The organism is Pseudomonas synxantha BG33R (genome assembly GCF_000263715.2).
GTDB classification, from domain to species: domain Bacteria; phylum Pseudomonadota; class Gammaproteobacteria; order Pseudomonadales; family Pseudomonadaceae; genus Aquipseudomonas; species Aquipseudomonas synxantha_A.
Window position 1 is genome coordinate 2,251,313 of the sequence record NZ_CM001514.1, and the last position, 21,897, is coordinate 2,273,209.

Genomic DNA, 21,897 nt, shown 5'->3' on the forward strand with positions numbered 1-21,897 from the left:
AGAATGCATCGCTATCGCGGGGCCACTATTTGGACCCAATGGTTCTAATGAGGAATACAGCATGAAACTCAATTCCCTGGGCGCGGCGTCGCTGCTTGCGCTTTCATTGGTGATGATCGGCGGTTGTGATCAGGTCGAGAAAAGCGCGCAGCAAGTGTTGGGCAAAGCCAGCGAATCGGCCAAGCAAGCGATCGATGACACCCAGAAGGCTGCCGAGCAGGCATTGAGTGAAGCGACCCAGGGCTTGATCAATCCGCAGAAGAAAGATGATCAGGAAGAAAAAGACGCCGAATCGAACACCCAAGAAACCTAATTTCCCAGCACTACCACGTCAGGACTGACCTATGGATTACCTTTTACAACTGGCCGCCAGCCCCACCGCCTGGGTCGCACTGGCTACCTTGATCGTCATGGAAATCGTGCTGGGCATCGATAACCTGATCTTTATCTCGATCCTCACCAACAAACTACCCGAGCAGCACCGGGCCAAGGCGCGGCGCATCGGTATCAGCATGGCGCTGGTATTGCGCCTGGGCCTGTTGAGCACCATCGCCTTCATCGTGCAGTTGACGGCGCCGGTGTTTGAAGTGTTCGGCCAGGCGTTCTCCTGGAAGGACATGATCCTGATCGCCGGTGGCCTGTTCCTGGTGTGGAAGGCAACCACCGAAATCCATCACAGCATGGACCCGGAGCCTGAAGAGAAAGCAACGGTTGGCAACACCGTGGCCATCGGCTTCGCGGCGGCCATCGGGCAGATCCTGTTGCTCGACCTGGTGTTCTCCATCGACAGCATCATCACGGCCGTGGGCATGACCGAGCACTTGCCGATCATGATCATTGCCGTGGTGACCTCGGTGATCGTGATGCTGGTGGCGGCCGAGCCGTTGGCCAAGTTCATCAACGACAACCCGACCGTGGTGATGCTGGCCCTGGGCTTTTTGATCATGATCGGCATGACGCTGATCGCCGAAGGCTTCGGCGCCCACGTGCCAAAAGGCTACGTGTATGCGGCCATGGCGTTCTCGGCGGCTATCGAATGCCTGAACATCGCACGGCGTAACCGCCACAAGCGTTTGCTCGCTGCCCGCGAGTAACCCCTGACCCAAACAGGCCGGCTGCGCTCACAAGAGCCCTGCCGGCCTTTTGCTGTCTGCTAGAATCGGCCCACTTGATAGCTTGAGGTCTTCCATGAACGAGCCGATTCGCCTTACCCAGTACAGCCACGGTGCGGGTTGCGGCTGCAAGATTTCGCCCCAGGTGTTGGAGGTGATCCTTGCCGGCAGCGGCGCACAGAACCTGGACCCCAACCTGTGGGTGGGCAACGCCTCACGTGATGATGCGGCGGTTTACGCCATTGACGACGAGCGCGGCGTGGTCTCCACCACGGACTTTTTCATGCCGATAGTCGACGATCCCTTCGACTTCGGCCGCATCGCCGCCACCAATGCGATCAGCGACATTTATGCCATGGGCGGCGACCCCTTGATGGCCATCGCTATTCTTGGCTGGCCGGTCAACGTGCTGGCGCCGGAGATTGCCCGCGAAGTGATCCGCGGGGGCCGTTCAGTGTGCGACGCCGCCGGTATCCCGCTGGCGGGTGGGCATTCCATTGACGCCCCGGAGCCGATCTTTGGCCTGGCCGTTACCGGGATCGTGCAAAAGCGCCACATGAAGCGCAACGACACTGCCACTGCCGGCTGCAAGCTGTACCTGACCAAGCCTTTGGGCATCGGTATCCTCACCACCGCCGAAAAGAAGGGCAAGTTGCGCGAGGCCGACGTCGGCCTGGCCCGTGACTGGATGTGCACCCTCAACAAGCCTGGCAGCCGTTTCGGCAAGTTGGCCGGTGTCACTGCGATGACAGACGTTACCGGTTTCGGCCTGCTCGGCCACCTGGTGGAAATGGCTGATGGCAGTGGCCTGACGGCCCGCATTGAATATGCAAAAGTCCCACGCCTGCCAGGGGTTGAGTACTACCTGGACCAGGGCTGCGTACCGGGCGGCACCTTGCGCAACTTCGACAGCTACGCCAGCAAGCTCGGGCGCGTGCAGGAGTTGCACAAGCGCGTACTGTGCGACCCACAGACCAGCGGTGGCCTGCTGATCGCCGTCACCCCCGAAGGCGATGCCGAGTTTCATGCGGTAGCCGCCGAACTGGGCCTGAACCTTGAGCCAATCGGCGAACTGCTTGAGCGACAGACCAACGCGGTAGAGGTGATTTGATGGCAACTGACATCACCGATTACCGCGACATCTTCCTCAATGACCGGCCGATGATGGATACCCGCGCGCCGGTCGAATTTGTCAAGGGCGCGTTCCCCGGCGTGGTCAACCTGCCGCTGATGACCGACGACGAGCGCCAGCGGGTGGGCACCTGCTACAAGCAACAAGGCCAGCAAGCTGCAATTGTCCTGGGCCATGAGCTGGTCTCTGGAGCGATCAAGACCAAGCGCATCGAGCAATGGGCGCAGTTTGCCCAGGCTAATCCGGATGGCTACCTCTACTGCTTTCGCGGTGGGCTGCGCTCGCAAATCGTGCAGCAATGGTTGAAAGCCGAAGCGGGGATCGAATATCCCCGGGTCGGCGGTGGTTACAAGGCCATGCGTACCTTCCTGCTGGATACTTTGGAGCAGGCGACCGCCCAGTGTGATTTCGTGCTGCTTGGCGGTATGACCGGTACCGGCAAGACCGAGGTATTGGGTCAACTGCGCAACGCCCTGGACCTGGAGGGCCATGCCAATCATCGCGGTTCCAGCTTCGGCAAGCGTGCCACCGCGCAACCGTCCAATATCGACTTCGAGAATCGCCTGGCGGTGGACCTGTTGAAGAAACGCGCAGCGGGCATTGGCCAGTTCGTGGTCGAAGACGAGAGCCGCATGATCGGCAGCTGTGCGCTGCCATTGCCATTGCACAAGGGGATGCAGACGTTTCCGATGGTGTGGCTGGAAGACAGCGTTGAGGGCCGCGTCGAGCGCATCCTGAAGGATTACGTGGTCGACCTGTGCGCCGAGTTCATTGACGTGTTTGGTGAAGGCGGCCAGCTATTATTTGCCGAGCGCCTGACCCAAAGCCTGGTCAATATTCACAAGCGTCTGGGCGGCGAACGTTTCCAGCGGCTGCAGGCGATTTTGCAGGACGCCCTGGCGGAACAGGCGCGCAGCGGTGCAGTGGAGCTGCACTGCGTGTGGATCGAAGGCTTGTTGCGCGAGTATTACGACCCGATGTATGCGTTCCAGCGCGAGAGCAAAGGCGCACGGATCGAGTTTGCCGGGGAGCAAGAGGCGGTGGTGGAATATTTGCGTGAACGAGCATCTCGGGTGGGGTGATCTTTCGGACGCCATCGCAGGCAAGCCAGCTCCCACCTTTTGAAGTGTGAATACATACAAAGGTGGGAGCTGGCTTGCCTGCGATGAGGCCATCAGCCCCACTGAAAATCTAAAGAATCACCGCCCCAATCAACCCACACACCACCCCCACCAGCATGGTCAACCCGGCCACTGTCACCAGCACCCGCGCATCGAAATCCTTGCGCAGCATCAACAGCGACGGCAGGCTCACGCTCGGCAGGGTCATCAGCAGGGCCACGGCCGGGCCGGTGCCCATGCCCAGGGTCATCATGGTTTGTACGATGGGTATTTCTGCCGCCGTAGGAATCACGAACAACGTACCGACGATCGCCAGCGGCACCAGCCATACCAGGCTGTTGGCCATCGCCCCGTCCACATGGGGGAACAGCCACACCCTTGCTGCACCGAGGATTAACACCGCCAGGATGTACACCGGGATGGTGCTCCAGAACAGTTGCCACAAGGTGCGCAACCAACGGCTCAGGAAGGGTTGCGACTCCAGGGTGCTGACTTCGGCGACAGCCTCCAGCGCCGCTTCCGGCACTTGATCAGGGCGCGCGATACGCTGCGCTACCAGAGACACCCCCACCACCAGCACAATCCCGGCCACCAGCCGCAGCGCGGTAAAGTCCCAGCCCAGCACAAACCCCATGAACACCAGCGTGGCCGGGTTCAAGACCGGGTTGGCAATCCAGAACGCCAGCGCCGCGCCCACCGACACCTGCTGACGGCGCATGCCCGCCGCCACTGGCGCTGCACAGCAACTGCACATCATCCCCGGCAAGGCAAACAGCCCGCCGCGCAGGGTCGAGCCCAGCCCGGCACGGCCAAACAGGCGCAGCAGCCAGTCGCGAGGGATCAGTACTTGCAGTAATGAACCGAGGATCACCGCCAGCACAGCGGCTTTCCAGATCGCCAGGAAATACACTTGGGCGTAGGCCAGCGCCGCCGCCAGGGGCGAGCTTTGCTGGTCATTGAGAATCGAGGCGCCAATGCTGTGGTTGTCCGCCGCTACAAACGCCTTGAGGTAGTAGGGCGACCATTTCACATAGTAGAGGCCGATGCAGGCCACCAGCAGAAACAGGGCAGGCTTGCACCAGAACGACCAGCCCCGATTGGGCTGGGAGGACGCGAGGTTGGACATGAAGAGGATCCGCAGGTGAGTCGATAGCCGGGCATCATACGCCCCTGCGGCTCACGCTTCAGATATCTGCACTGACCTGGGTCGGATCCGGGCAGGTTTCATCGCCGTTATTCAGCCCCTGCTTATAGTTGCGACTGAGCAGCGAGGCCTTGCCGTTGTGCCAGGTCAGCGTCAATACGTACAGGGAGTCATAGTCATTGCCAGACCAGTCATCGGTGAGGGTGTGCTTTTCGCCGGACGCTTCGCTGGCGACTTTGTTGATCAGTTCCGGCAAGTAACCATGGGACCAGGCCGTGTAGATCGTCGCGTTGCGGTACTTGTCCTCGACCAGTTCTTCGGCCAGGGCGCTGGTGTCATTCGCTGAGAATTCGATGTTCACCGGCAGGCCAAGCTTGATCGCGCTGGGACTGATGGTAATCAGTGGGCGAATGTAGCTGTAGGAATTGTCCAGTTCACCTTCCTCGACATTGCGTGTCGGGTTGGCGGCAAACACGTAATTGGCCTTGCCAAACTTCTCCGGCAGGACAGTAGCCAGGTTCATGGCACGGTTCAGGCCCTGGCAATTGAGCTGGCCCAGGCCACCGGCCGGTTTTTCGCCGTGGCGCAGGAATACCAGGGTTTGCACGCCGTCCACGGGTTGGGCACGGCTTTCACGGGCGTCGAGAGCGGTGACGATGGCCGCGCTGACCAGCAGCAGCGGCAACATCATGTATGAATAACGTTTGAATCGTTGCACAAGGCGCAGAGGCTTGATCTTCATTATAGGTTCGAGTCTTCGTGCGTCGGGTTAAGGCGGACAGGCCCGGCCCCAGTGACGCGGCAAGCGTCCTGGGGTATTCCCTGTCGATATAGCAAGGTGCTTCCATTTACCCTTCGGGCGCTCTTAAGAGTGCAATCAGGCGCTTTGGTTCGCCCAGAGGGGATACTAGCGGGCAAATGTTGCGCAACGATGACCCATGCACGGTGGCGGGCAGATGACTATCATGAGGGCTTTCCGTCCAGGGGGTTCTCGATGAACGCACTCGCCGCTTTCCCGATCAACAGCAAATGGCCTGCCCAGCACCCGGATCGCCTGCAGTTGTATTCGTTGCCCACGCCCAACGGCGTCAAGGTGTCGATCATGCTCGAAGAACTGGGGCTGCCCTATGAAGCGCACAAGGTCAGTTTTGACACTCAGGACCAGATGTCCCCGGAGTTCATGTCCCTGAACCCCAACAACAAAATCCCTGCGATCATTGATCCTAACGGCCCGAGCGGGCAACCGCTGGCGCTGTTCGAGTCCGGCGCGATCCTGATCTACCTGGCGGAAAAGACCAGCCAGTTGCTTTCCGAAGACCCGGCCACCCGCTATGAAACCCTGCAGTGGCTGATGTTCCAGATGGCCGGGATCGGCCCGATGTTCGGCCAGGTGGGGTTCTTCAACAAGTTCGCCGGCAAGGCTTATGAAGACAAGCGCCCGCGTGACCGCTACGCCGCTGAAGCCCGGCGGTTGCTGGGCGTTCTGGAAAAACGCCTGCTGGGCCGCACCTGGATCATGGGCGATGACTACAGCATCGCCGACATCGCCACTTTCCCCTGGATTCGCAACCTGATCGGTTTCTACGAATCCGGCGACCTGGTGGGCATTGCCGATTTCCCTAACGTACTGCGCGCATTGGACGGCTTTGTCGCACGTCCGGCGGTCATCCGTGGCCTGAATATTCCGAGCTGAAGCATGCCGACTTTCGAGTTCCAACAACTGGATGTATTCAGCCGCGTACCGCTTAAAGGCAACCCGTTGGCCGTGGTGCTCAGCGCCGATAGCCTCACTGACCAACAGATGGCGGACTTTGCCAACTGGACCAATCTCAGCGAAACCACGTTTTTGCTCACACCCAGGGATCCACGGGCCGACTACCGCGTACGCATTTTCACCACCCTCACGGAGCTGCCGTTTGCCGGCCACCCGACGTTGGGCAGTTGCCACGCCTGGTTGCAGGCCGGTGGCGTACCCCGAGGCGAGGAGATTGTTCAGGAGTGCGAAATCGGTCTGGTGCGCATCCGCCGCCAAGGTGACGAACTGGCGTTTATCGCGCCGCCGTTGTTGCGTGCAGGGGCCGTGGAGGCGCCGTTGCTGGAACGCGTGCGTCTGGCATTGAAGCTGGCGCCCGAGGCGATTGTGCGCAGCCAGTGGGTCGACAATGGTGCCGGGTGGCTGGCAGTGATGCTGGCTGATCGTGACGCGGTGCTCGCGTTGCAACCGGACTATGCGCAACTGCAGGGCCTGGCCGTGGGGGTGATCGCCCCCTGTGATCCGTTGCGTGACGCGGTAGACGCACAATTTGAAGTGCGCGCCTTTATCGCTGGCGAAGGCGCCCCTGAAGACCCGGCCACCGGCAGTTTGAACGCAGGTGTTGCCCAATGGCTGCTTGCCGAGGGCTTGGCGCCCAGCCGTTATGTGGTCAGCCAGGGCACGGCGATGGGGCGAGCAGGGCGTATTCACATCGAGCGCCAAGGCGATGAGGTGTGGGTCGGCGGCGTCGTAGCGCTGTGTATCCAAGGGCAGCTACAGCTCTAGATCAATAAATTGTTACGCGCCTGGCAATACACTATTGGCCCCTTGGCATTTGTGTTGCCGGGACTTGGGGGCATAAGCTTTGGCCCCAAAGATTTCAGCCATTTTTCAGGAAAGCCATGACCAGTCAGTTCCCCCAAGCCCGCCCACGTCGCCTGCGCCGCTCCCCGCAGCTGCGCGGCTTGTTCCAGGAAAGCGAATTCACCCTTAACGATCTGGTGTTGCCGATCTTCGTTGAAGAAGAAATTGACGATTTCGTGCCGATTACCAGTATGCCGGGCGTGCTGCGTATCCCGGAGAAGAAACTGGCCGGCGAGATCGAGCGTTACGCCCGTGCCGGCATCAAGTCGGTAATGACCTTCGGCGTGTCCCACCACCTCGACGCCAACGGCAGCGATACCTGGAAAGAGCGCGGCCTGGTTTCGCGCATGTCCTCGATCATCAAGGACGCGGTGCCGGAAATGATTGTGATGTCCGACACCTGCTTCTGCGAATACACCGACCACGGCCATTGCGGCGTGATGCACGGTGCCCATGTCGACAACGACGCAACCCTGGTCAACCTCGGCAAACAAGCTGTGGCCGCTGCCCGCGCCGGCGCCGACGTGATCGCTCCGTCCGCCGCCATGGACGGCCAGGTCCAGGCCATCCGCCGCGCCCTCGACGACGCCGGTTTCACCCATATCCCGATCATGGCCTACTCGACCAAATTCGCCTCGGCCCTTTACGGCCCCTTCCGCGAAGCAGGCGGCAGCGCCCTCAAGGGCGACCGCAAAAGCTACCAGATGAACCCGATGAACCGCCGCGAAGCCGTGCGCGAATCGCTGCTGGACGAACAGGAAGGTGCCGATGCGCTGATGGTCAAGCCAGCCGGCGCTTACCTCGACATCATCCGCGACATCCGCGAGGCGTCACGCCTGCCGGTGGCGGCATATCAGGTGAGCGGTGAGTACGCAATGATCAAGTTCGGCGCCCAGGCCGGGGCGATTGATGAGGACCGGGTGGTGCGCGAGACCTTGGGGTCGATCAAGCGGGCGGGGGCGGATTTGATTTTTACGTATTTTGCGATGGATTTGGCGTTGGCGGGGATCTAACGGCGCCGTTTATCCCCTGTGGTGAGTGGGTTTGCTTTTCACAGGGGCGAGCTTGCGCAGATACACTTCGTTAGACGTTATCAAGCGATCAACGAAGTGGTGGTTTTTTGAAGTTTTGTATTAATCGAGTCTTGAGCGAGCAGCAGCAGCTCGCTTAGTGTGCTAATTGATTGTGCGGTAAGTTTTAAAGTGGGAGAGTCCCATTCGTAGTCTTTAATCACCTTTATTTGAAAATGCCCTTTTGCATCGAATGAAGGATACCAACCTACATCAATAAGAAAGCCGTCTGGATATTCAACCTGAAGCATGTCCTCCTTTAGGTTATGGGCTTGGTGCTCAATCCCGGAATTCTGCAGTATTGATAGCTCATCGTAAGTGATTTTGCCTTTCAGGAAATCTAACGAGATCATTTAGTTAACCTCCGAAATTCTCTTTCTGAAATAGGGTGGCCGTGAATGGTTTTTGCACTCAACTCTATGCGTATCCAGCGGCTGGATGCTCCTTCGCTGGCCCCAATGCTCTCAGAGTACTCCATCACTTTCCAAGGTTTTCCATTAGTAGTCGCTCTGCCATTTTTATAGGCTTCTCTTTCCAGATTTTCAATATTTATACCCGGTTTGTACTTTGCCGGGCCGGACTTTGTTGTTGCCAAAATATCTTTCCAAGGCATTTTCTTAGACGGGCTGTGCTTATAACCATGAGCGGTCCACTGAATTTCTTCAGGAGCAGGCAGCGTCGGCTGGCTGTCTTTGGTTTTTGCACTGGTTGCAGGATCTTCGACGCCTTCAGCGGGACCGCATTCACCAGGGCATCTACTCAGGCCAAGTGGATCAATCCAGCCAGTAGGGCTGGGCACGTACTGGTACCCATTGACCCCACCCGCCAACTTCACCGGGTCCGGCGTCAGGTAACGACCGATATCCGGATTGTAGTAGCGATGGCGGTTGTAGTGCAGGCCGCTTTCCCGGTCGAAATACTGACCTTGGAAGCGCAGCGGGTTGTCGATTTTGCCTACGTCGAGCCGCGCAATCTGGCCGTAGGCGCGGTAGTGGGCGGACCAGACGATTTCGCCCTCGGGGCTGGTCAGTTCCTGCGGTGTGCCGAGGTGGTCGAGTTGGTAGTGGTAGGGCGTTGTGGCTTGTGGTCCATAGCCTTCCAGCAGCGCCAGCGGGCGGAAGCTGTTGGGCTCGTAGAGGTAACTGCGATGGCGTTCCGCATGGTGCTCGGCAATCAGCTTGTCGCCTTGCCAGAAAAATTCCGTGGTCTTGCCATCGACGATTTTGCTGACACGTCGCCCAAACGGGTCATAGCGATAACTAGCGGTTTCGCCGTTCGGTTTTGTGATGCTGATTAACCGATGCTGGCAGTCGTAGCGGTACTCAGTAACGAGTTGCTGGCCTTTGCCGCGCCGTTCGCGGATCAGGTTGCCGAAGGCGTCGTAGTCGTAATGGCGGTCGCCCTGGATCATCAGGCGGTTGCCGGCAACGATGTCCGGGCCGGGGCGGTCTTGCATCAGCAGGTTGCCCGCTGGGTCGTGGGCAAAGCGCTCCTGGACGTCTTGGGAATGATCGGCGCGGGTCAGACGATTCAGTGGGTCGTAGCGGTAAAGGTGTTCGCCTTTGCGGGTGTCGAGCAGGCGGGTGAGGGTGCCGCTTTTGTCGTAGTCGTATTGGCGTTGGTAGAGGTAGTTTTGCTGCTGCGTAACGGCGTGGGCGTGTAGGCGGTTTTGCTCGTCGTAGTGATAGTGGCTGAGCAGTTGACCTTGTTGGCGTTGGTGTTCGCGGCCGCTCTTGAAGAGATGCGAGGTGAGCACTTCACCATTGAGTTCGACGGTGGCGAGGTGGCCGCCTTTGTCGTGGTTGAAGACGAGACGGTTGTTGTCCGGCAGGCGCAGGTTTTTCAGCTGGCCGCAGGCGTCGTAGCCATAGCGCAGGGTGCCCCAGCCTTGGTGCTCGGCAGTGAGGCGGTTTTGGCGGTCGTATTCGTAGGCCAACGCCCAGTGGCCGTCTTCGACGCTGAGGAGATTGCCTTGACGGTCGTAGCCATAGTCGACAACGCTGGCATCGGGCAGGGTTTTTCGTACGAGGCGACCGGCGTGGTCGCGCTCGTAGCGGGTGATGAGCTGACTGCCGTCGTCGCCGTGTTCGGTCTTTTCCAGCAGGTTGCCGTTGAGGTCGTAGACGTAGGCGGTGCGTTGGCCGTCGAAGCCGGTTTCCTGTTTGATCAGGCCATTGGGGTGGTAGGCGAGCTGGTAGGTTTCGCCGACTTCGTTTTCAATTTCGGTCAGCAGTAACCGAACATTGTCGTAGCGATACTTGACCTGGGTGCCGTCGGCGTTGATGCGGCGGCTGATCAGGTGCAGGCCATCGGCGTATTCGTAGCGGGTGACGTGACCGAGTTCATCGCGTTCAGCGATGATTTTGCCGTAGGGGTTGTAGCTGAATTCCCGGCAAGCGCCGCCGGGCTGGGTCAGTTTCAGCAGACGTCCTACGGCGTCCCATTCATAAAGAGTCCGCGCGCCATGCTCATCCTCACGTGCAACCTGCCGCCCTAGATCGTCATAGCGATAACGCTTGATCCCGCCATTGGGCAATTGCTCTTCCAGCAACTGCCCACGCTCATTCCACACCAGCCGATGGCAGCTGTGATCCGGGTACCAAACCCCGGTCAGTTGCCCGTGTTTGTTGTAGCTGTAATCGGTAACCTCGCCGTCAGGATCGGTCCTACGCGTAACATCGCCTTGCTCATTACGCTCGTATTTCCAGACTGCCTCCCCACGCCTCACAACCCGAACAAAACCGTTGTCATGCTCGTAGGACGTCGGCTCGTCATCTCCCGGAAACAACGCCACCAAGCGTCCGGCTTCGTCGTACTGATACGCCGTCACCGCGCCCAGCGGGTCTTGCTCGACGGTCAGCCGGCCCTTTTTATCGTAGGATTTGAAATGCTGCGCGCCGTCCGGATCGATGCGCTGCACCAACCGCGCCCGGTCGTCGTGGACATACACCTCCTGACTACCATCGACGTTATGCACGGTGACACGGCCGTCATCCCCCCAGGCATAGCGCGTGTCCATCTGCGAAAAGCTCGCCCAGTGCCGGACGCAACGCGCCGCCTTGCCGGAGCCTTCCCACTCCCAGAAGAAACTCGCCCCACCGGCCAGCTGCCGCTCAAGAATGACGTGCTGATCGTCGTACCGATAACGCTCGCTTTCACCGACGGCATTGGTCGCGCAAACCAGTCGTCCGTCTTCGTCATAGGCGTAGGAAACAACGTTCTGCTCGGTTTCCCAGACGTAGGGCTCACGCCCTTTGGCGCGATGCACCTGGTAGTCCACCGCCACGATTCGATCCAGCTCATAACGCAGCAGCAGCGAGCGACCAGCACCGTTATCCAGCCGCTCGATCCGCCCGGAAGGATCACGGCAAATGCGCAGGCGGTTGTCATACGCATCGCTGATCGCAGTCAGTACACCGTCGCGAAAGTGATAGAACCGCGACGCCTGGGCCAGCACTAACTCATCAGGAGCCGAGTCCAAGTAGATCGCCGCTTCCGCCAGGCTGTTGGTAATCGCAGGCCGAGCAGAAGTCGGCAAGGGCAGGGTAGTCGAGCGGTTCTCATGATCGGTCCACACCACCGAATCGCCCGACACACAAAGCCTGTGCGCCAGCGCATGACTCCAGCCAAACCCCAACCCGCAATCCAGTTCCACCGCACTGGTGCGATACAGCCGCGTCCAATCAAACGGCAAAATCCCGTCCAGCGCGCCATCGGTAAGGGTCAGCAATTCCTCGCCGGTGAACATCGACACCGGGCAACCATGAGTGACCGTCTTATCTGCTGTAGCCGCCGCATCTCCCTTCGGATTCGACGCCACGGCAGGCGCATCATCCACCGATTCCTGGCGGACCAACGTGGTGCGTTGGGTCTTGCTGCGCACCATCGACACCGGGTTCGAAACCAGCGTGTCGCCTGCCTTCAACGGCACCGCCGGCACTGCCTTGACCGGTGTCGCGGCACTGCTCAGTAACACCGGCTTGGCGACCTCGACATGCGGCCCCAACCCTGGCCCCACTACTTGCTTGGCCAGCAATTCCAACAACGCTCGTGCGCGCCCGGATTTGACGTGACTGAGCACACCAGCCCCCAATCGCACCACTACGCCCATCGCACCCAAGACGCGAATCAGCAGCAGATTGATCAGGACCTCACCGGTAATTTCGCCCCACAGTTCAGCCATCTCCGGCGGCGGGAGCATGCGCATCCAGCTGACCAGCGCCGATAGATAGATAAACAACAGCGGTTCATCACTGAGCACCAGCAAGCCCTGGGCGATCGCGTCACTGCTCAGTGTCAGCAGTTCATCGAGCTCAGTTTGAGAAAGGTATTGCAGCAGTTTTTCGCTGTTGGGCTTGAGGTCCGCCAGCAGCGCCGACAGCTCGCCAATGTTGTCCCACAGGCTGTAAAGCGCCTTGACCATGCCGCTGGCAAAGGCCGCCTCCAGCAGGCGGCGCCGCTCAAGCGGGCGAGCGTCTGCGTAACTTTTCCACTGGGCTTGGAAAGTGTCGGTCCACTCTTTGCGCAGCCGGGCTTCCAGCGCTGCGATCACCGACTGGTAGGAGGCATACAGCGCCTTGAGGTGATCCTGGGAAACGTTGGGGTAAAAGCTCACCCGATATTGCTGGTTGCGATCACACTCGGTGATCTCAAGGATGCCGCTCGGGCCGATGGTCTTGTGGATGGGCTCGCCCAACGGGCCGCCGTTTGGATCAACGCGTTGCAGCATCACCGCCGTGTCGCCGATCGGCACGAACCGCGTGCTCTGAAACATATGCACCAGGGTCAACGTACCGTTGGCCTGGCAGGTGGCGACGGTGCTGCTGGGAAACAGGGAGCGATTGATCGGGGCAACGAGCGTTACCTCATCGCCGACCTTGAACACCTGCTCAAGCTCCAGCGCCGAGAAGCTCCAGAAGCTATCGGCCCAATCGTCAAAGGTGTTCAGGCAATCGCGAAAGTCACGGAAGACGCTTTCAACGTCGACCGTTTTCACGTTCATTGGGGTTAGGGCCAGCCTGCCAATGACCGGGTTCAAGCGCCAACCCCATGAATCGGGGGCGTAACGAAAACAACCATCTGCAATCCCTCGCACTGTTTGATCAGGCGAGGGACTTTGCAGCGGTTCACAGGGCAGGGGAGTAGCGCTTATCCGGCAGTTATGTGGGATGTTTCAGCTAAGACCAGGCATCCGCTTCGGCTCACCGACGAACCCCGGTTAGACTTACCTGTCGATATCTGCACTGCCCGGCCTGTCGTTAACCAAGGAAGCCTCATGTATACAAGTCGTCTGCTCTTTTGCCTTATGCCTTTACTGGTGCTGGCCGGTTGTTCCACCTCCCGTGGCCCGCAGCAACCCGAGCGCAGTGAGGCCGAGGTGAAGGCGCAGATCGTGCGCCTGCTGCCGGCCAAGGTGTCGGACCGCAACGGTTGGGCCCAGGACATCTACACCGCCTTCGACACCCAGAAAATCTACCCCAGCACCGAAAACATCTGCGCCGTGCTGGCGGTGACCGAGCAGGAGTCTACCTATCAGGTCGACCCGCCTGTGCCGGGCATGGGCAAGATCGCCCAGGATGAAATCCTGCGTCGCGCCGGCAAGGTGCATGTGCCCGCGTTCGTGGTACGCAGCGCCCTGCAATTGCGTTCGCCCACCGGCAAAACCTACGCCGACCGCTTGAATGCCGCACGCACGGAGAAGGACTTGAGCGCGATCTTCGATGACTTCATCAGCATGGTGCCCCTGGGTAATACCTTGTTTGGCGGCTTCAACCCGGTGCACACCGCAGGCCCGATGCAGGTCAGTATCGACTTTGCACAAAAACAGGCGCGGGGTTATCCCTACACGGTGGACGGTACGATTCGCCGTGAAGTGTTCACCCGTCGCGGCGGTATGTACTTCGGCATCGCCCATTTGCTCGGCTACCCGGTGAGCTACGACCAGCCGTTGTACCGCTTTGCCGATTTCAATGCCGGTTGGTACGCCAGCCGCAATGCTGCGTTCCAGGCCGCGGTCAGCCGCGTGACGGGTAAAGAGTTGGCGCTGGATGGGGACTTGATCCGCTATGGCTCCCTGCTGCCCGGCACCACCGAACTGGCAGTGCGCTCACTGGGGGCGAAGCTGGACATGCGCAACCCGAGCATCCGCAGCCAGTTGGAGCAGGGCGACCAGTTGGATTTCGAGGACACTACGTTATACAAGCGCGTCTTCAGCCTGGCCGACCAGGCGGCCGGCAAACCGCTGCCACGGGCGATCCTGCCGGGCATTGTGCTCAAGAGCCCGAAGATCACCCGCAACCTGACCACGGCCTGGTTTGCCAAGCGTGTGGATGAGCGCTATCAGCGCTGTATCAAGCGCTGATCAGCTGCGGCGCTTGACGAAGCGGCGCCACAACCCAACCCACAGCCACACCACCGGGAACGCCAGGATCACAAATGGCAGCACATAGCTGGCACGCTCCAGGGCGTCGGCCGTGCCGTTCACCAGGTTGTCTCCCAGGTGGCTGAACATCCGGCTGAAACGTGACGCTTGGTTCGCACCGTCAGAAGAGCGGAAATTCAGGGTCACGCGATTGGTATCGAGGCGGCGTTGCTGGCCGGCGGCAACCTGGGCCAATGCCTGCAACTCATTTTCAATACTTGCTTGCTCCTTACTCAGAACGATCAAGTCACTGACGTTGATGTCCTTGCGCTTGGCCAGTTCGTCGAGGCGTTGCTGCTGGGCTTGCAGGCGCTGCTGGCGGCGGCGCACATCGTCGACCGCATCGGCCAGGTCTTCGGCGGTAGTGATGCGCTGGCCGAGTTTGCCGCCTTCAGCCGCGAGGGCGACCATCGGTTCCACACCCGTGGGTGCGATCCGCAGGATGACCTGGCCACCCTGGCCATCTTCGGTAATGCCAAGGATATTGCAGGCACCAAAGCGCGCCGTTTCACACGCCTCACGAGTGGCCTGCATACGCGGCGCGAGCAGAGCGCCGGGCAGGGCCAGGGTCAAGTCATGCTCATAGGCCAGTTGCGCCCCGGCCTTGCCCTGTTCGCCATTGATGACCGTGGCGCGAGAGTGGTCCTTGGGTGAGCAACCGGCCAAGGCCAGGCCAGCGAGCAAAATCAACAGCAGCGCGCGAAGCGGGTGGGAATTGCCGTCCAGGTGGCGCATTGCGTTTCCTTGAAATGTGCAGGAGAAATTGATCGCGATTAAAGCCGGTCTGGTCCATTAACGCAAAGCATTGCCCGGGATTTGCCTGGCTGATGGTGGTGGCTGCCGGGGCGGGCCTGGCGTACACCTCAAGCCTCACACCAGGGAAGCCTCCGCCATGACCGCTCACGTACCCCAGGGTTTTGTCCCATTGCCGCGCAGCAGCCCCTTGCTGGAATTGCTCGGCCCGGCGTATTGCCGCGGTGAAGGCTTGCAATTGGAAGTCGGCCTGCGCGCCGATCATCGTCACGCCAATGGGCGCGGTACGGTGCATGGCGGGGTGCTGGCGACGCTGGCCGATATTGGTATGGGATACGCCATGGCGTTTTCCAGTGAGCCACCGCTGCCGTTGATTACTGCCAGCATGACCGTGGACTACCTGGGCGCCGTGCAGGTGGGGGAGTGGATGGTGGTGCGTTTGGAAAGCCACAAGCGCGGGCGGCAGATGGCGTTTGCGACGCTGAGTTTGCAAGTGGAGGAGCGGGTGGTACTACGGGCGAGCGCGGTGTTCGCGGTGCCGCAAGCTGACAGGCAGTGAGATCAAATGTGGGAGCTGGCTGACCGAGTGCTTACAGGTAGGGAATCGATAAAAGAAAAGGCCTGGCTTTTCGTGGAACCGGGCCTTTTCTGTGTTGCTCTTATTGGCATGGGGCAACTACGCAGCCCAACGGGAGCAAGCTCCCTCGCCACAATAGCGATCCGATTCAGCTGCGCTCGAGCGCCAGGGCCACGCCTTGGCCGCCGCCGATGCACAGCGTCGCCAAACCTTTTTTGGCGTCGCGCTTGATCATTTCATGCAGCAGGGTCACCAGCACGCGGCAGCCTGAGGCGCCAATCGGGTGGCCGATGGCGATCGCGCCGCCGTTGACGTTGACTTTATCGGCGTCCCATTCCAGCTCTTTGCCCACTGCCAAAGATTGCGCAGCGAAGGCTTCGTTGGCTTCGATCAGGTCCAGGTCTGCCAACTGCCAGCCGGCCTTGTCCAGGCAGCGGCGAGTAGCCGATACCGGACCGATGCCCATGATGGCTGGGTCCACGCCCGCATTGGCGTAGCTGGCGATACGCGCCAGTACTGGCAAGCCGAGGGCGCGGGCCTTGTCGGCGCTCATCAGCAGCACGGCGGCGGCGCCGTCGTTGAGGCTGGAGGCGTTGCCGGCGGTGACGCTGCCGTCTTTCTTGAACGCCGGCTTGAGCTTGGCCAGGGACTCGGCCGTGGTACCGGCGCGGGGCTGTTCGTCCACCGCGAAAGCCACCGGGTCGCCTTTGCGCTGGGGAATCAGGATCGGGGTGATCTCGTCGGCAAAACGTCCGGCCTCAATGGCAGCGGCGGCTTTTTGCTGGGAGGCGGCGGCGAACGCATCCTGGGCTTCACGGCTGATGCCGTATTTGTCTACCAGGTTCTCGGCGGTGATGCCCATGTGGTAGTCGTTGAATGCGTCCCACAGGCCGTCGGTGATCATGCTGTCGATCATCTTCGCGTGGCCCATGCGCAAACCGGTGCGCGCGGCGGGTAGTACGTAGGGTGCCAGGCTCATGTTTTCCATGCCGCCGGCAATGATCACCTCGGCGTCGCCGCAACGAATGGCCTGTGCGCCCAAGTGCAGGGCCTTGAGGCCCGAGCCGCAAACCTTGTTCAGGGTCAGGCTCGGCACGGCGTGGGGCAGGCCGGCGAGAATCGAAGCCTGGCGCGCCGGGTTCTGGCCGCTGCCTGCAGTGAGCACCTGGCCGAGGATCACTTCATCGACTTGGGCCGGGTCCAGGCCAGTCTGCTCCAGCAGGCGACGGATCACGGCGGCACCCAGTTCCGGGGCCGGGATGTTCGCCAGCGAACCTTGGAAGCTGCCCACGGCGGTGCGGGTGGCAGCAACAATCACGACGTCTTGCATGGAATCTGTCCTCACTGGAAGTGCATTTCTGGAACGTGGTCCGGGACGATCAGTTTACCGGCGGTCTTGCTCACAATCTCTTCAACACTGACGCCAGGTGCGCGTTCCTTGAGGACAAAAGCGCCATTTTCGATTTCCAGGTACGCCAGGTCCGTGAGCACGCGCTTGATGCAGTTGGCGCCGGTCAGCGGCAGGCTGCATTGGCTGAGCAGTTTGGACTCACCGTCCTTGGATGCGTGGGTCATGATCACGATGATATTTTCCGCACCGGCCACCAGGTCCATCGCACCGCCCATGCCCTTGACCAGCTTGCCGGGGATCATCCACGAGGCAATGTTGCCTTGTACGTCCACTTCAAACGCGCCGAGTACCGTGAGGTCGACGTGGCCGCCGCGGATCATCGCGAACGACTCGGCGGAAGAAAAGATCGAGGCACCGATACGCGCGGTGACGGTTTGCTTGCCGGCGTTGATCATGTCGGCATCGATGGTTTCTTCGGTAGGAAACGGTCCCATGCCGAGCAGGCCGTTTTCCGATTGCAGCATCACTTCCATGCCGTCGGGGATGTAGTTGGCCACCAGGGTCGGAATGCCGATGCCCAGGTTCACGTAGTAACCGTCCTGCATTTCGCGGGCGACGCGTTGAGCCATTTGTTCGCGGGTAAGAGCCATGGTTGTTTCCTCTTATTGTTCTGGACGTGGATTATTTGCGGACGGTGCGCTGTTCGATGCGCTTCTCGAAGGTGCCGCAGATGATCCGGTCGACGTAGATACCAGGGGTGTGGATCTGCGCCGGGTCCAGCTCGCCCGGTTCGACGATTTCCTCGACTTCGACCACGGTGATCTTGCCCGCGGTGGCCGCCAGCGGGTTGAAGTTCTGGGCGGTATGGCGGTAGATGACGTTGCCGAAGTGGTCGGCTTTCCAGCCTTTGACGATAGCGAAATCGCCGGTGATCGATTCTTCCATCAAATACGGGCGGCCGTTGAATTCGCGGGTCTCCTTGCCTTCGGCAACTGGGGTGCCGACGCCGGTTGCGGTGAAGAAGGCCGGGATGCCGGCTCCGCCTGCGCGCATTTTTTCCGCGAGGGTGCCCTGAGGGGTGAGGACTACTTCGATTTCGCCGCTGAGCAGTTGCTTCTCGAACAAGGCGTTTTCACCCACATAAGAGGCGATCACCTTGCTGATCTGTTTTTCTTCGAGCAGCACGCCCAGGCCGAAGCCATCGACGCCGCAGTTGTTGGAAACCACCGTCAGGTCGCGGGTGCTTTTGCGCTTGATCTCGGCAATGAGGTTTTCCGGAATGCCACACAGGCCAAAACCGCCGGAGAGCACGGTCATGCCGTCTTCCAGGCCTGCCAGTGCTTCTTCATAGGACGCCACGCGTTTATCGAAACCTGCCATATGCACCTCTTTTATTGTTTGTGGTCCAGCCAGTGCGTTGAGTGTTGCGCCAGTGGATTGATTTGTTAAGTTGTTTTTTAAGGTTGATTGATTTAGAAAACAGCATAGTCCAACTGCTGTCTGGAGCTGCCTCATGACCGTCAAACAGATGCGTGCCTTTCTCGCCGTTGCTCAGAGTCTGAGTTTCGCTGCTGCCTGCGAGCGCCTGCACCTTTCTCAGTCGGCACTGAGCTTGACCATCAAGGGGTTGGAAGAAGGGTTGGGCGGGCGCCTGTTCAGCCGCAATACCCGTAACGTCGCGCTGACCCCCGAGGGCGAATCGCTGTTGCCCCTGGCGCGCCGGTTGATTGCAGATTGGGATAACGCCGAGGACGAACTGCGCCAGCGTTTTACCCTGCAACGCGGGCGCGTGACGGTGGCGGCCATGCCGTCGTTTGCCGGTAACCTGTTGCCGCCGATCCTGAAGATCTTCCGCGCACGTTACCCTCAGGTGAACGTGACGGTGCATGACCTGATCAACGAGCAAGTGCTGGAGATGGTGCGCGACCGTCAGGTGGAGTTGGGCGTGGCATTCGAGCCGTCCGAAGGGTCATCGTTGGCATTTACGCCGTTATATCTGGATCGCTTTATCGCCGTGGTGCCAGTGGATTCGCCGTTGGCTCAGCGTGCCGAGATCGATTGGAAAACCTTGCTGGAGCAGCCGTTTATCACGTTGCAACGCCCCTCCACGGTACGTGTGATGTTGGAAGAACACCTTGGCGCCTTGCAGATGAAATTGCCCGTAGCGTTGGAAAGCCATCAACTGGCGACCGTGGGGAAGATGGTCGCCAGCGGGCTGGGCGTCAGCGCCGTGCCAGCGTTATGTGCCCGGCAGATGGAGGAGGCGGGTGCTCATTGCATTACCTTGACCGGCCCGGTGATCGAGCGGCCAATTGGCGTGTTGACCAAACCGGGCCATGAGTTGTCGGCGGCGGCGCAAGTGTTGTTCGATATTTTTCGGGATGAGGCGGGGAAGGGCAGGTTTCCAACTTTCTAACGTTATAAAAAATGCGGGAGCTGGCAAGCCAGCTCCCGCATTGATTGAGTAATACTTAGTAGTAGCGGTCGATCACTTTAACTTGCGAGCTGTCTTTGAAAGATGCCCAGGCATTGTTGAGTGTATCGAACACCTGCTCGATAAAGTTGCGATCAGCCGCAGCCTTCTTTCCGACATAGCCCTGGCCACGGCGGTACATCTTCAGGCGCGCCGCCAGTTCGCGGTTATTGCGGTCGAACTCGGCTTCTTCGGTATGGGGCGCCAGGCAGTCAATTTGCACTTCGCCCGATTTGCCAATCCACAGGATATGGTCGTCGAGTGTGTCTTTCTGCGCTGCGAACATCTCAGCCAATTCATCGATAGTTGGTTGGTTGTTCAGATTCATGTGTAAGCCCCTTGACCAGTTGGCGATCTATCAATTGATTCGTTAAAACTGCGTAGTTGTCTCCGGTTCCGAAAACCGGGCGTCAGTGACGGTCTGCCGAATACGGGCAGGGTCTTGAACCTGATGCATGTAGTCTTGCTGATGAACTGCTACGCAACGCTTTCATAACGAAGACAAGCAGCGTTTTAGCTCCTTGTACCGGACCCTTTCGGGCCTGGTCAGCTTCATCAATCTGCCTTGTGGGCAGTGCACATCCGGAAAAACAGCTCGGCGGTCAGACGAGCCTGTTCAAAACGCTTGTTACCAACGCTCCCGATCCGGGAGACGTCTAGATCATGCAAGGACAAAAAGGTTACGTCAACGATTATGTAGTGATTATTTTTTATCACTACATAATTTGTTGTGGGGGCTGGGGAATGCGGGAAAACGTGACTTGGGCGTCATTTTTTGGAGGTGCAGGTCGGGCGTTTCAACCCTCCTGTAGGAGCCGGTCGACGAGCAACGGCAGTAGCTGCTCGCAGGAGGCCTGGATTTTAACCTGCAGCAGCTTATCCCCGCGTGTTTTGCCCAGATTGATCGCAATCACCGGCTTACCCCGCTCGACCATGGCCTTGCACAATCGGAACGCCGAATAGGCCATCAGTGACGACCCCACCACCAGCAGGCCCTCAGCGTGTTCTACCGCCGCCATCGCCTTTAGCGCCGTCGCCGGTGCGACATTCTCGCCAAAAAACACCACGTCAGGTTTGAGCCGCTCGCCGTTGCAATGGGGGCAGTGGGGCACCTGGAAGTGTTGTTCAAACGCCGGATCGAGCAAGGTGTCGCCATCCGGCGCTTGCACGGCGTGGACTTGCGCCATATGCGGGTTATCGACTTCCATCTGCCGCTGGATCACATCGCGTGCGCTGCGCAGTTGGCAATCCAGGCACAGCACCCGATGCAAGCTGCCATGCAGTTCGATCACGTCGTGGCTGCCGGCCTGGTCATGCAGGGTGTCGACGTTTTGTGTGATCAGCCCGCTGATATAGCCACGGTGTTGCAGTGTCGCCAGTGCCAGGTGAGCCTTGTTCGGCTGCGCAATGCGTACCCTTGGCCAGCCCAGCATCGCCCGCGCCCAATAACGACGCCGCGCCTCTGGGGTGGCAAGAAATTCCTGGTACATCATCGGTGCTTTGCCCCGGCGTACACCTTCACTGTCGCGGTAATCCGGGATGCCCGACGAGGTGCTGATGCCTGCGCCGGTCAAGGCTAAAAAGCGTCGTTCAGCCATAGCCCGGTGCAGGATTTCGAGGTGGTCTGCCTGATGTTCCAGCGTGTCGAGCATGGTGTCTCCTATTCGCCGCGGATGTATTGCTCCAGCTGTTTGATCAGATCAGCCTGTTCGGCGATGGCTTCCTTCACCAAGTCACCGATGGACAGCAGGCCCAACAGTTCGCCGTCTTCGACCACCGGTAGGTGGCGCAGGTGACTGTCCGTCATGATGTTCATGCATTCCTCGACACTTTTATGGGTGTCGACGGTGATGACGGGAGAGCTCATAACATCGTCGACCCGAGTGGTCACCGACGACAGGCCTTTGAGAATGAGTTTACGTGCGTAATCACGCTCGCTGATGATCCCTACGACCACACCTTCCTTGACGACTGGCAAGGCACCGACGTTTTTCTCAGACATCCGCACCAGAGCTTCGAACACCGTGTGGTCCCATTGAATGGTGTGGACGTCCTGGTTTTTCTGATCCTTGGCTTTGAGCAATTGTGCGACGGTTTTCATGGCGGCCACTCCGGTGTTGTTTTTA

21 protein-coding genes are annotated in these 21,897 nt (G+C 59.7%); 10 read left to right on the forward strand and 11 right to left on the reverse strand.

The window, feature by feature from the left end; genetic code table 11:
- Positions 1–61: 61 nt before the first annotated feature.
- The 4 genes from PSEBG33_RS16930 (at position 62) to mnmH (ending at position 3,326) form a co-directional block, all read left to right on the forward strand.
- Positions 62–313, forward strand: a complete 252-nt coding sequence (locus PSEBG33_RS16930) for a hypothetical protein (protein WP_005786899.1) — start codon at positions 62–64, stop codon at positions 311–313.
- Between the two features lie 31 nt (positions 314–344).
- Entirely contained in the window at positions 345–1,094 is a 750-nt protein-coding gene (locus tag PSEBG33_RS16925; RefSeq protein WP_005786902.1) for a TerC family protein, read from the forward strand.
- A 94-nt stretch (positions 1,095–1,188) separates the two neighbouring features.
- Entirely contained in the window at positions 1,189–2,223 is a 1,035-nt protein-coding gene (gene selD, locus PSEBG33_RS16920; RefSeq protein WP_005786904.1) for a selenide, water dikinase SelD, read from the forward strand.
- On the forward strand, positions 2,223–3,326 hold the full coding sequence (gene mnmH, locus PSEBG33_RS16915; RefSeq protein WP_005786906.1) for a tRNA 2-selenouridine(34) synthase MnmH: 1,104 nt from the start codon (positions 2,223–2,225) through the stop codon (positions 3,324–3,326). The genes selD and mnmH overlap by 1 nt, the downstream gene beginning before the upstream one ends.
- A 109-nt stretch (positions 3,327–3,435) precedes the next feature.
- Here mnmH and PSEBG33_RS16910 read toward each other — a convergent pair whose 3' ends face one another.
- Both PSEBG33_RS16910 and PSEBG33_RS16905 read right to left on the reverse strand, forming a co-directional pair.
- Entirely contained in the window at positions 3,436–4,491 is a 1,056-nt protein-coding gene (locus PSEBG33_RS16910; protein ID WP_005786908.1) for a permease, read from the reverse strand.
- Positions 4,492–4,549: 58 nt separating this feature from the next.
- Positions 4,550–5,251: a hypothetical protein gene (locus PSEBG33_RS16905; RefSeq protein ID WP_005786910.1), complete on the reverse strand. Its 702-nt coding sequence runs from the start codon at positions 5,249–5,251 to the stop codon at positions 4,550–4,552.
- Positions 5,252–5,503: 252 nt separating this feature from the next.
- On the opposite strand from PSEBG33_RS16905, the gene PSEBG33_RS16900 reads away from it, so the two are divergent.
- The 3 genes from PSEBG33_RS16900 (at position 5,504) to hemB (ending at position 8,139) form a co-directional block, all read left to right on the forward strand.
- Positions 5,504–6,202: a glutathione S-transferase N-terminal domain-containing protein gene (locus tag PSEBG33_RS16900; RefSeq protein WP_005786912.1), complete on the forward strand. Its 699-nt coding sequence runs from the start codon at positions 5,504–5,506 to the stop codon at positions 6,200–6,202.
- Between the two features lie 3 nt (positions 6,203–6,205).
- Positions 6,206–7,048, forward strand: coding sequence for a PhzF family phenazine biosynthesis protein (locus PSEBG33_RS16895; protein ID WP_005786914.1), 843 nt, complete (start codon positions 6,206–6,208; stop codon positions 7,046–7,048).
- 116 nt (positions 7,049–7,164) lie between these two features.
- The gene (gene hemB, locus PSEBG33_RS16890; RefSeq protein ID WP_005786915.1) at positions 7,165–8,139 is read left to right on the forward strand and encodes a porphobilinogen synthase; all 975 of its coding nucleotides are present in this window, start codon (positions 7,165–7,167) and stop codon (positions 8,137–8,139) included.
- A gap of 80 nt (positions 8,140–8,219) precedes the next feature.
- Here hemB and PSEBG33_RS27160 read toward each other — a convergent pair whose 3' ends face one another.
- Positions 8,220–8,549: a hypothetical protein gene (locus PSEBG33_RS27160; RefSeq protein ID WP_032803409.1), complete on the reverse strand. Its 330-nt coding sequence runs from the start codon at positions 8,547–8,549 to the stop codon at positions 8,220–8,222.
- On the reverse strand, positions 8,546–13,198 hold the full coding sequence (locus PSEBG33_RS16885) for an RHS repeat-associated core domain-containing protein (protein ID WP_232289414.1): 4,653 nt from the start codon (positions 13,196–13,198) through the stop codon (positions 8,546–8,548). The genes PSEBG33_RS27160 and PSEBG33_RS16885 overlap by 4 nt, the downstream gene beginning before the upstream one ends.
- 273 nt (positions 13,199–13,471) lie before the next feature.
- Here PSEBG33_RS16885 and PSEBG33_RS16880 point away from each other — a divergent pair, with 273 nt between their 5' ends.
- Positions 13,472–14,557, forward strand: a complete 1,086-nt coding sequence (locus PSEBG33_RS16880; RefSeq protein ID WP_005786919.1) for a DUF1615 domain-containing protein — start codon at positions 13,472–13,474, stop codon at positions 14,555–14,557.
- On the opposite strand, the gene PSEBG33_RS16875 is transcribed toward PSEBG33_RS16880, so the two are convergent.
- Complete coding sequence (locus PSEBG33_RS16875; protein ID WP_005786921.1) at positions 14,558–15,352, reverse strand: DUF4349 domain-containing protein; 795 nt, start codon at positions 15,350–15,352, stop codon at positions 14,558–14,560.
- A gap of 157 nt (positions 15,353–15,509) precedes the next feature.
- On the opposite strand from PSEBG33_RS16875, the gene PSEBG33_RS16870 reads away from it, so the two are divergent.
- A complete protein-coding gene (locus tag PSEBG33_RS16870; protein ID WP_005786923.1) occupies positions 15,510–15,929 on the forward strand; it encodes a PaaI family thioesterase in 420 nt (139 codons plus the stop codon).
- Between the two features lie 166 nt (positions 15,930–16,095).
- On the opposite strand, the gene PSEBG33_RS16865 is transcribed toward PSEBG33_RS16870, so the two are convergent.
- The 3 genes from PSEBG33_RS16865 to PSEBG33_RS16855 are packed head-to-tail and all read right to left on the reverse strand — an operon-like array spanning position 16,096 to position 18,678.
- Positions 16,096–17,277: an acetyl-CoA C-acetyltransferase gene (locus tag PSEBG33_RS16865; protein ID WP_005786925.1), complete on the reverse strand. Its 1,182-nt coding sequence runs from the start codon at positions 17,275–17,277 to the stop codon at positions 16,096–16,098.
- An 11-nt stretch (positions 17,278–17,288) separates the two neighbouring features.
- On the reverse strand, positions 17,289–17,948 hold the full coding sequence (locus PSEBG33_RS16860) for a CoA transferase subunit B (protein ID WP_005786928.1): 660 nt from the start codon (positions 17,946–17,948) through the stop codon (positions 17,289–17,291).
- A gap of 31 nt (positions 17,949–17,979) precedes the next feature.
- Positions 17,980–18,678 carry a CoA transferase subunit A gene (locus tag PSEBG33_RS16855; protein WP_005786930.1) on the reverse strand — a complete coding sequence of 233 codons (699 nt, stop codon included), beginning with the start codon at positions 18,676–18,678 and terminating at the stop codon, positions 17,980–17,982.
- A gap of 133 nt (positions 18,679–18,811) precedes the next feature.
- On the opposite strand from PSEBG33_RS16855, the gene PSEBG33_RS16850 reads away from it, so the two are divergent.
- Positions 18,812–19,714: a LysR family transcriptional regulator gene (locus PSEBG33_RS16850; RefSeq protein ID WP_005786932.1), complete on the forward strand. Its 903-nt coding sequence runs from the start codon at positions 18,812–18,814 to the stop codon at positions 19,712–19,714.
- 55 nt (positions 19,715–19,769) lie between these two features.
- Here PSEBG33_RS16850 and PSEBG33_RS16845 read toward each other — a convergent pair whose 3' ends face one another.
- The 3 genes from PSEBG33_RS16845 to PSEBG33_RS16835 all read right to left on the reverse strand — a co-directional run bounded on the left by PSEBG33_RS16845 (position 19,770) and on the right by PSEBG33_RS16835 (position 21,872).
- Positions 19,770–20,099: a hypothetical protein gene (locus PSEBG33_RS16845; protein ID WP_003190335.1), complete on the reverse strand. Its 330-nt coding sequence runs from the start codon at positions 20,097–20,099 to the stop codon at positions 19,770–19,772.
- A 469-nt stretch (positions 20,100–20,568) separates the two neighbouring features.
- The gene (locus tag PSEBG33_RS16840; protein ID WP_005786935.1) at positions 20,569–21,423 is read right to left on the reverse strand and encodes an NAD-dependent protein deacetylase; all 855 of its coding nucleotides are present in this window, start codon (positions 21,421–21,423) and stop codon (positions 20,569–20,571) included.
- Between the two features lie 8 nt (positions 21,424–21,431).
- Complete coding sequence (locus PSEBG33_RS16835; protein ID WP_005786938.1) at positions 21,432–21,872, reverse strand: CBS domain-containing protein; 441 nt, start codon at positions 21,870–21,872, stop codon at positions 21,432–21,434.
- Positions 21,873–21,897: the final 25 nt, after the last annotated feature.

What these genes read in the sequence shown, in the direction of transcription:
- PSEBG33_RS16930 (WP_005786899.1), top strand. Translation starts at nt 62, where the DNA reads ATGAAACTCAATTCCCTGGGCGCGGCGTCGCTGCTTGCGCTTTCATTG.
- PSEBG33_RS16925 (WP_005786902.1), top strand. Translation starts at nt 345, where the DNA reads ATGGATTACCTTTTACAACTGGCCGCCAGCCCCACCGCCTGGGTCGCA.
- selD (WP_005786904.1), top strand. Translation starts at nt 1,189, where the DNA reads ATGAACGAGCCGATTCGCCTTACCCAGTACAGCCACGGTGCGGGTTGC.
- mnmH (WP_005786906.1), top strand. Translation starts at nt 2,223, where the DNA reads ATGGCAACTGACATCACCGATTACCGCGACATCTTCCTCAATGACCGG.
- PSEBG33_RS16910 (WP_005786908.1), bottom strand. Translation starts at nt 4,491, where the DNA reads ATGTCCAACCTCGCGTCCTCCCAGCCCAATCGGGGCTGGTCGTTCTGG.
- PSEBG33_RS16905 (WP_005786910.1), bottom strand. Translation starts at nt 5,251, where the DNA reads ATGAAGATCAAGCCTCTGCGCCTTGTGCAACGATTCAAACGTTATTCA.
- PSEBG33_RS16900 (WP_005786912.1), top strand. Translation starts at nt 5,504, where the DNA reads ATGAACGCACTCGCCGCTTTCCCGATCAACAGCAAATGGCCTGCCCAG.
- PSEBG33_RS16895 (WP_005786914.1), top strand. Translation starts at nt 6,206, where the DNA reads ATGCCGACTTTCGAGTTCCAACAACTGGATGTATTCAGCCGCGTACCG.
- hemB (WP_005786915.1), top strand. Translation starts at nt 7,165, where the DNA reads ATGACCAGTCAGTTCCCCCAAGCCCGCCCACGTCGCCTGCGCCGCTCC.
- PSEBG33_RS27160 (WP_032803409.1), bottom strand. Translation starts at nt 8,549, where the DNA reads ATGATCTCGTTAGATTTCCTGAAAGGCAAAATCACTTACGATGAGCTA.
- PSEBG33_RS16885 (WP_232289414.1), bottom strand. Translation starts at nt 13,198, where the DNA reads ATGAACGTGAAAACGGTCGACGTTGAAAGCGTCTTCCGTGACTTTCGC.
- PSEBG33_RS16880 (WP_005786919.1), top strand. Translation starts at nt 13,472, where the DNA reads ATGTATACAAGTCGTCTGCTCTTTTGCCTTATGCCTTTACTGGTGCTG.
- PSEBG33_RS16875 (WP_005786921.1), bottom strand. Translation starts at nt 15,352, where the DNA reads ATGCGCCACCTGGACGGCAATTCCCACCCGCTTCGCGCGCTGCTGTTG.
- PSEBG33_RS16870 (WP_005786923.1), top strand. Translation starts at nt 15,510, where the DNA reads ATGACCGCTCACGTACCCCAGGGTTTTGTCCCATTGCCGCGCAGCAGC.
- PSEBG33_RS16865 (WP_005786925.1), bottom strand. Translation starts at nt 17,277, where the DNA reads ATGCAAGACGTCGTGATTGTTGCTGCCACCCGCACCGCCGTGGGCAGC.
- PSEBG33_RS16860 (WP_005786928.1), bottom strand. Translation starts at nt 17,948, where the DNA reads ATGGCTCTTACCCGCGAACAAATGGCTCAACGCGTCGCCCGCGAAATG.
- PSEBG33_RS16855 (WP_005786930.1), bottom strand. Translation starts at nt 18,678, where the DNA reads ATGGCAGGTTTCGATAAACGCGTGGCGTCCTATGAAGAAGCACTGGCA.
- PSEBG33_RS16850 (WP_005786932.1), top strand. Translation starts at nt 18,812, where the DNA reads ATGACCGTCAAACAGATGCGTGCCTTTCTCGCCGTTGCTCAGAGTCTG.
- PSEBG33_RS16845 (WP_003190335.1), bottom strand. Translation starts at nt 20,099, where the DNA reads ATGAATCTGAACAACCAACCAACTATCGATGAATTGGCTGAGATGTTC.
- PSEBG33_RS16840 (WP_005786935.1), bottom strand. Translation starts at nt 21,423, where the DNA reads ATGCTCGACACGCTGGAACATCAGGCAGACCACCTCGAAATCCTGCAC.
- PSEBG33_RS16835 (WP_005786938.1), bottom strand. Translation starts at nt 21,872, where the DNA reads ATGAAAACCGTCGCACAATTGCTCAAAGCCAAGGATCAGAAAAACCAG.